Source organism: Protofrankia sp. Cr1 (assembly GCF_963555865.1).
GTDB lineage: Bacteria > Actinomycetota > Actinomycetes > Frankiales > Frankiaceae > Protofrankia.
The window spans coordinates 1-875 of record NZ_CAUVXO010000606.1 but is presented as its reverse complement, the minus strand read 5'-3'; the positions used below and the strand labels follow the sequence as shown (position 1 = coordinate 875).

1 protein-coding gene is annotated in these 875 nt (G+C 73.6%); it reads left to right on the top strand.

Translation table 11 applies throughout. From position 1 onward, the window contains the following. A partial coding sequence (locus tag U9980_RS26590; protein ID WP_322770440.1) for an IS701 family transposase occupies nucleotides 1–875 on the top strand: 875 nt, incomplete at both ends.

Here is an 875-nt window from a genome sequence, read left to right as displayed (position 1 = left end):
GGGCCGTATCGGCGATCGAACCGGTCGCCTACGTCGTCGACGACACCGGCCTACCCAAGGACGGCAACGCCTCGCCCTGCGTGGCCCACCAGTACTGCGGCCAGCTCGGCAAGACCACGAACTGCCAGGTCGCGGTCAGCATCCAACTGGCCACCGACACCGCATCCCTGGCCGCCGACTGGCGGCTGTTCTGCCCGCCATCCTGGGACGACCGGACACTGCACGACCCCACCGACGCCGCGGCGGCCCGCCGCCGCAGAGCGGCGGCGAAACTCCCCGACGACGCGCGGCACCGGGAGAAGTGGCGTCTCGCGCTGGACATGCTCGACGAGACCACCGGCAGCTGGGGGCTGCCCCGGCTACCGGTGACCGCCGACTGCGGCTACGGCGACACCACCGGCTTCCGCCGCGGTCTGGAAGACCGCGGCCTGGACTACGTGGTCGCGGTCAGCCCCGACCTGTCCGCCCACCCCGCCGACGCCGTCCCCACGACCCCGCTCTACCCCGGCCGGGGACGGCCCCCCATCGGGAAATACCCGGACAAGCCCTCCAGCCTGGGTGCGTTGGCGCGGGCCGCCGGCCAGGACGCCTACCAGCCCGTCACCTGGCGTCACGGCAGCCGCCGCGGCCAGGACAACCCCGACGCGGCGCTGCGGTCCCGCTTCCTGGCCCTGCCGGTCCGCCCGGCGAACCGGGACATCCCCCGCGCACCCGACGCAACGCTGCCGGTGCGGACCCTGCTGGCCCAGTGGCCCGAGGGGACAGACAGCCCGACCGACTACTGGCTGTCGAACCTTCCCGCCGACACCCCGCTACCCGTCCTGGTCCGCCTCGCGAAGATCCGCTGGCGGGTGGAACACGACTACCGGGAGTTG